Here is a 6,717-nt window from a genome sequence, read left to right as displayed (position 1 = left end):
TGCCTCAACTCCGTGTTCTGCCCTTCAAGTTCGGACTGTCGAACAGCCATCTGGTCAACTTTCTTTTGCAGACGAGCACCCGCATCGAATCCTGGGATTGACGCTTTCAAAGATGCCGTGTCCTCTGCCATGAAGGCGAGGCGACTGTCCTTGGCAAGGCTCTCAGCCCGAAGTTGCATAAGCTGAGCATTCAGGCGTTCAATTTCGCCATTTTTTTCCAACAGCAAACGAGTAGTTCTGGTCTGCACCTTACCCAGTTCTCTGGTCAGGACAGCGTTCTCATCCATCAAGGCGTTGAACCTGGCAATGTCTATTCGTACCGTCGCACCGGCTTGGTGCTGAAGCATGTGCATATCTCTGCACAACACCTCCTGCAATATGTCATCGCAGCGGGGGTGCGTCAGTGCAGCCCAAAACGCTCCCGCCACATCGCCCTGTCGCACGGAGGTGGCCCACATGTCTGCAACTGCTTTCGTCGTCTTGGCCAATCTGTAGTCTTTGATCTCGCGTGCATAACGTCTTTCCAGTTCATCTTGCATCAGCTCAGACAGTCGATTCCGGCGAACGCATTCCGCGACCGCGCCTACATGCACTTCGTAGTCGTCGGCCACTGCCATGCCGCCCAAAGCCTTGTTTACCAGACGCCGCAAGGTATCCAATGGGAAGCAGACTCCAACCACCGGACAGTGACACTGATGCGGCAAGTCCCAAAGTCGCCGCCTTCTTGAGCCCTTCGATGGAGGCATTCCGACACACGGACTTGGCTTCTCAAAATGCATGGCAAGGGGTTGTTTCGCGTCAGGGTTACACATGGCAATGTCTCCACTATAGGGATGGTTTAGACTGCAAAACCATGTCACCGCACGGGTCGGGGCGCTGATGCACAGTGATGGAATGGGTAACGTCGTAATTTAATTCCGCTGACTCAGGCCCCTGCTCAATGAAACCGTGGGTTTGAACACCTTTTACTCCGACGACAGAAAGCCAGTGGGGTACCCCAATGTCGCAGCGAACGTGACCATTACCCGCGATCAAGACGGCTCCAGTCTTGGCGTTCGTTCGCAAAGCGTGCGCCATCCAGACATCTCGCGCCACTTGGGCACTCACCATGCCCTGCGCCAAGAATTCGGGCACTTTGCCGCAGTGGCCCGTCTCTATCGCAACGCGCTGACCGTTGAGCACCTCAGCGGGCAGCGGCATCGTCAGCCCGTACATCGCAATTATTTCAAGGTCGAGCGCAGCGGGTAGGCCGCTTTTCATCACGCTCGCGGCCTCCGCTCGTGAGATGTTGGCGGCAATCAGAGGGAGGTGGTAACGCAGCGCAAGTTCGACGAGGGGGCTGTAGTGTGGCCAATCCCACCGCTTGCCGCCTGCACTGCGAATGACGCAATCGGCATCTGGACACGCTTTTTGAGCCGTGGTCAGCGCGCCTTGATTTTCACGGTCGAACTGCTCCATTACCAATGCAGGCCTCCAACCACCTTCGATCAGGCGCAGCAGATACTCGTATCGTTGTTGATGCCCATCGGGGTTGTCGTGCACTTCTCCCAGCAGGAGTATGTTTGGAGCACGCAACACGGGCACAGTCGTGCAGCCAACGAGGAAGAGTGATAACCAAAGCAGCAGATTTCCCCGCAGCAGCACGATGCAGGTATGGCGGGAAAACTCAAACATGCAAGCCACCCGGTACGTTCTCGCCAATGACCCAGCACACACCGCTCGGATCAGACAAAGCAAAGTCACGCATGAAGTACGGTTGTGTCTTGATAGACGTCAGTCGTACACTGTATTTTTCGACCAGCTTTGCATCGCAGACCTTGGCGTACCAAGCCTCCACGTCTTTGACCAGAATGTGCATTTGAAAACACTGCGCATGGGCCTGCTCATGAAATTCTTGCAGTAGAAAGCTGCATCCGTCACAGCTCAAATAGGCAATGCCACCGGCGTTGGAGCGCACTTCAAATCCCAGGTCGGTATAAAACGCCAGCGATACAGAAAAATCTCGGGCAGGCACAAACGCCTTGATTTCGATGATGTTTGCTATGTTCATGGGTTAACTATTGAGCGTAAATCGAATAGGAAATTCCACCCAGCTGGCCAGCCGTTGATCCCCATACTTAGCAGGAATAAATCGCCACAGCTTCACAGCACGTAAAGCCGCATCGTCCAGCAGACGGTAACCGCTACCCTTTGTGAGCTTGATCTCAACCGGTCGCCCGTCGCTGTCCACCCAAACACGCAACCAGACCACACCGCCGACACCTTGCTCACGCATAAGAATGGGGTAGTCTGGCTGCGGGTTGTAGGCATAGTCGGGGCGCGCACCTTGGGTAGGTCGCTGGTCAGGTTGCCCTTCTGCGGGCGCGACACTCGCCAGATTCGCATGGCCCTCGCTCCGGCTCTGCTCCTCTGTACCCGCAATCAACTTCGACGGGGTGGCAGTCTTAGGCGCGTCTGACGGGTTGACACCCATTCGGAGATCGTAAGCAACATCTTCAATTGGCCGGGATTCCGCATGGATATCGCGGCTGGGGGTGGGCAGTTTGGTTTGCGGCGCTGTCTGCGCAGCAACCCCCTGTCGCGGCCTAATTACTATTGAATGTGTTGCCGTGTCAGGCGCAACTTTTGTGACCATGGCCATTTGTGCGACCATGGGTTCCGTCAGAAGCATAACCTCTATCGGTCGACGCATGACCTGTTCATTGAGGTTCTGATCAACATGAGGACGCACGCTGTATTGAGTCAAACCAACTAACACAAAGGCATGCATCACCACTGAAAACAGAACAGCCGCCCCTGTTGTGCGTTGAACTCTGAACGGAACCCGCAAGGTCATGCCATTACTCCAGCAGCAGGCCGTCGAGCTGTTTTTCGTAGTGGCGTTATGACAAGCGAGCCTTTGATGTCGGTAACACAACTCAGTGCGAGTCCATAAAGCGATTCCAGCGCAGGTACGACTTCGGCAGAGCTGGGCAGGTCGGAAACGAGCTTTCCGTCCTTGAATAATAACAGACGATCAAAGCCCAACATGGCCTGATTGATGTCGTGCAGGATCGCGACCAACGCATGGTTGCGTGCTGAAGCGTAGGCATCCAAGCTGTCCAGCAAATCGAACTGCAAACCCGGATCTAGCGACGCCAGGGGTTCATCGACTAGGATCAATCCATCATGGGCGTCCCACAACTGGGCAAATACCCGTGCCAATTGAACACGAGCCTGTTCGCCACCAGACAGCGTGTCAAAGCGCCGCCCCAGCAAGTGGGCAGCGTGCGCCAGCGTTGCGGAAGCCTCAACAATGCGGGTCAGTTCGGGGTCATGAGCGCGAGCAACCCGCCCCAATCCAACCACCAGATCGGTTTGAAGTCCGAAAGCCACGTCACTGGATTGCGGAAGTACCGCCCGATGGCGGCTCAAATCAGACAAGTTCCAAGCTGTAAGCGTCTGCCCGTTGAAAAAGACCTGCCCCGATGCTGGCTTCCATTCGCGCGACATGAGCTTGAGCAAAGTTGACTTGCCCGCCCCGCTAGGCCCGAGGATGGCAATCCGCTCACCTGGCGCAACTTGCAAGGAGAATGGCCCAAATGCACTTGCACCCAAGCGAATACCCACGGAATCGAGTTGCAGCAATCCTGTTTTCATTGACGTTTTCATCAACATGGCATCACCCGATCCGGCCACGTGCGCCGCGCAACAGCAGCAGAAAGAACGGACTACCCAACAGCGCCGTAAAGATCCCAACCGGAATTTCAGCGGGAATGGCTATAGTGCGGGCCAAGGTATCGGCCACCAGCAAAAGCAGCCCGCCCATCAGCATGGACATGGGTACCACCTGCCGCTGGTCTGCGCCAACCCATGTTCTAACGAGGTGGGGCGCAATCAATCCAATAAAGCCGATCATTCCGCACCACGCCACCGAAAACCCAGCCAGCACAGCAACCAACACGATGACGTGGCTTCTCAGGTGACGAACATCCACGCCCACATGCGCGGCGACTGACTCACCCAAGGCCAGTGCGTTCATGGCGCGAACTAACTGATGCACCCGCCACCACGCAAACAGCAGTAAAGTGGCCAGGAGAGCAACCAGTGCCCAATTGCCGCCCGCCAGTGAACCCAAAGTCCAGAATGACAGGCTGCGCAATTGTTCGTCGGTTGCAAGGTAGGTGCACAAGCCGATGACCGCCGCAGCCAAGGCGTTCAGAGCGACACCTGTAAGCAACAGGCCTGCGATAGACCCCGGCGTGATCCAGCGAGCGATTCGGTCCAGTGTGAAGCAAACACCCAATGCACCACCAAAGGCGGCAGCTGGTAAAAGCCACACACGCCAAGAAATAGGTATTGGCAGGTTTAGACCCGAAAAAACCACAATCGTCAGTGCAGCCGCGCAAGCTGCCCCCGCACTCACGCCCAATAGCCCCGGATCAGCCAGAGGGTTGCGGAACAGTCCTTGTGTTAATGCACCCGCGAGCCCCAAACTGCCCCCCACCAAAATGGAAAAGAGGGCTCTGGGCAAGCGGACATTCCACAGCACATAGGCCCCACCAGCCCGTGCTTGCCGCTCACCAAGCCCAAGGATAGATAGCCAGTCGCTACCTGTTACCGGAACGGCACCACATTGGATCGCCACAACCACCCCCAGCAACAAAACACCAACCAGCAAGGTGGCAGGTTGCAGTCGCTTGGTTTGTAAAAAAGGGCGCAACTGGAGAACTAGCGCGTTCATACACGCATCATTTTTTCAATTGCCGCATCCAAGGCGGATACTGCCGCAGGTAGGCGCGGCCCAAAGCCCAAGAGAAACATGGCTTCCATTGAAATGACCCGGCGGCTGCGGCCAGCGGCAGTTTGCTCCAGTCCCGGCAGTTTGAGGATGCCATCCATACCGCCAGCGGCCTTCAGTCCTTGATCGGTCAGAAGAATGATATCGGGTTGCGCGGCGATTACCGCTTCCGGTGTCAAAGGCTTGTACCCTGAAAAGCCGTTGATGGCGTTGGCCGCGCCAACATAGTCCAGCATGGCATGTGCACTGGTGTCAGTTCCCGCCACCATGACCTGATTGGGCGTGTGGGCCAGCACAAACAATACCCGCACAGGTTTTGTGGTGCGTTGAGCCACTTGGGCACGGACACGCACCCACTCCTGCTGCAATGTCTGTTGCATCGTATTGGCTTGTGCAACCCGCCCAGTCAACTCACCGATGCGCTTGATCCGCTCGTTCAGCCCTTCAAAGCGGTGATTAGCAGCAAGCACGTTCACAGAAATTCCTGATGCCGACAGTTGCCTTAGCACGGCAGGTGGCCCGGCATCTTCCGTGGCGATGACTTGTGTGGGCGCAAGTGCCAGGACACCCTCTATGGACAAAGAGCGCGCATAGCCAACACTGGGGAGCTTTTGAGCAGACTCCGGGTATAGCGAAGTCGTGTCCACACCGACCAGATCAGCGTTGGCCTGCAATACAAAAACAATCTCTGTCAGTGCGCCACCCACGCTGACGATGCGACGAGAATTTGCTGGATTGGCTGCGTGAGTAGGTGCCACGGTGAAGAGTACTGCCAACGCCCCTAACTGGAGACAAGCTTTTCGCCGCTCGAGATTGACCTGTTGTACAGAATAAGTTACGCGACGCATTGCCGAGGCTCCTGCTGGATGTTTTCAATCAAGGCACGCCATTCGCACAGTTCACGCTTGCCCGGCTTGCGCTCACCAAAGAACATCGCAATGGTGTCCCCCTGGGCATCGAACAATTCAAGTGATGTCACCAGCCCATCAACAGTAGGCTTCTTGACGACCCAAGCGCTGGCAATGTGGTCTTCCCGCAGATGCAGGTTGAAGCCAGGGTCCAGCACATTCACCCAAGGCCCCATTACCGCCACCTTCTTGATGGCTCCAGAATGGATTTGAATCATCCCGGGATTGCCGACAAACACCATGATGGACACACTATCGGCTGCCGCTGCTTGCAGCAGGCTTTGGCAGTCGTCTGCCTCCACCTGCTGGACAAACTTGGGATCAGCCAAGCGCAGTGCTTGCGTTCGTGTAACGTCAAAGCTCTTGAGCAATCCGAAGAAATCGTGGGTGTCTCGCAATGAGTCCCATGCATGATGAAAACCCACCACGTCAATGTCTGAATCCGGCCGTTCGGTTGGCCGTGCGACCGGGGCTTGTGTGCAAATACCTGTCGTCTGGTTGCCGTCTGCAAAATTAGCCACCAAGCCCGTATACGCCTCGACATTGCTGCGTGTTTTCAAGAAGACTTTATGGATGGCAGTGCCTTGCGCATCAAAGAATTGCAAACTACGCTGCACCCCTTGCTCCGAGTGCTCGATCACACCAAAGCCATGTGCCCACTGCTGATAAAAGATGCGCAGATCAATCTCGCCGCCCAGCACCAAACCCACATGGTTTTGATGGCTGACGTTGCGATAGACCCCCATCTTTTCATGTACACAAGATGCATTGCGGGTCAAGGCCATGACTTCACCCAGTGGCTCCAGTGATGCCATGATGCCTGGCCAGTCAGGTCGCAGACGAGTGGCATGCAGTGTCACACTCGCGTCGTCGGTTGCGGCCCCGGCATGGGCAGCAATCAACTCGCCCTCAGAAAGGCGTAGTTGTTCGGCAATGTCCCGATGGCGAGCTTTGCTGCTGCGCCGAAAGCTGGTGAAGGTATCTCTAATGGTTTGGGTTGAGCCGTGCATGAATATCTCCTGTTAGTTG

At 56.0% G+C, this 6,717-nt stretch carries 7 protein-coding genes and 1 pseudogene; all 8 read right to left on the bottom strand.

Features of this window, described 5'->3' with window-relative positions; translation table 11 throughout:
- A pseudogene (locus U5O12_RS11295) lies at nucleotides 1-617 on the bottom strand (DUF2325 domain-containing protein); the annotation flags it as partial.
- 208 nt (nucleotides 618-825) lie between these two features.
- Entirely contained in the window at nucleotides 826-1,674 is an 849-nt protein-coding gene (locus tag U5O12_RS11290; protein ID WP_322578731.1) for a ChaN family lipoprotein, read from the bottom strand.
- A complete protein-coding gene (locus tag U5O12_RS11285) occupies nucleotides 1,667-2,050 on the bottom strand; it encodes a VOC family protein (protein WP_322578730.1) in 384 nt (127 codons plus the stop codon). The genes U5O12_RS11290 and U5O12_RS11285 overlap by 8 nt, the downstream gene beginning before the upstream one ends.
- 3 nt (nucleotides 2,051-2,053) lie before the next feature.
- Nucleotides 2,054-2,836: an energy transducer TonB gene (locus U5O12_RS11280; RefSeq protein ID WP_322578729.1), complete on the bottom strand. Its 783-nt coding sequence runs from the start codon at nucleotides 2,834-2,836 to the stop codon at nucleotides 2,054-2,056.
- Nucleotides 2,833-3,657: an ATP-binding cassette domain-containing protein gene (locus U5O12_RS11275; protein ID WP_322578728.1), complete on the bottom strand. Its 825-nt coding sequence runs from the start codon at nucleotides 3,655-3,657 to the stop codon at nucleotides 2,833-2,835. Before U5O12_RS11275 ends, U5O12_RS11280 begins: the two co-directional genes overlap by 4 nt.
- A 4-nt stretch (nucleotides 3,658-3,661) precedes the next feature.
- The gene (locus tag U5O12_RS11270) at nucleotides 3,662-4,723 is read right to left on the bottom strand and encodes an iron ABC transporter permease (RefSeq protein WP_322578727.1); all 1,062 of its coding nucleotides are present in this window, start codon (nucleotides 4,721-4,723) and stop codon (nucleotides 3,662-3,664) included.
- On the bottom strand, nucleotides 4,720-5,628 hold the full coding sequence (locus tag U5O12_RS11265) for a heme/hemin ABC transporter substrate-binding protein (protein WP_322578726.1): 909 nt from the start codon (nucleotides 5,626-5,628) through the stop codon (nucleotides 4,720-4,722). Before U5O12_RS11265 ends, U5O12_RS11270 begins: the two co-directional genes overlap by 4 nt.
- Nucleotides 5,616-6,698 (bottom strand): hemin-degrading factor, encoded by a 1,083-nt coding sequence (locus U5O12_RS11260; protein WP_322578725.1) that lies wholly within the window; start codon nucleotides 6,696-6,698, stop codon nucleotides 5,616-5,618. Before U5O12_RS11260 ends, U5O12_RS11265 begins: the two co-directional genes overlap by 13 nt.
- Between the last annotated feature and the right edge of the window lie 19 nt (nucleotides 6,699-6,717).

It is taken from the genome of Rhodoferax sp., assembly GCF_034519335.1.
Taxonomy (GTDB): Bacteria; Pseudomonadota; Gammaproteobacteria; order Burkholderiales; family Burkholderiaceae_C; genus Allorhodoferax.
This window is presented reverse-complemented; position numbering and strand designations above follow the sequence as displayed.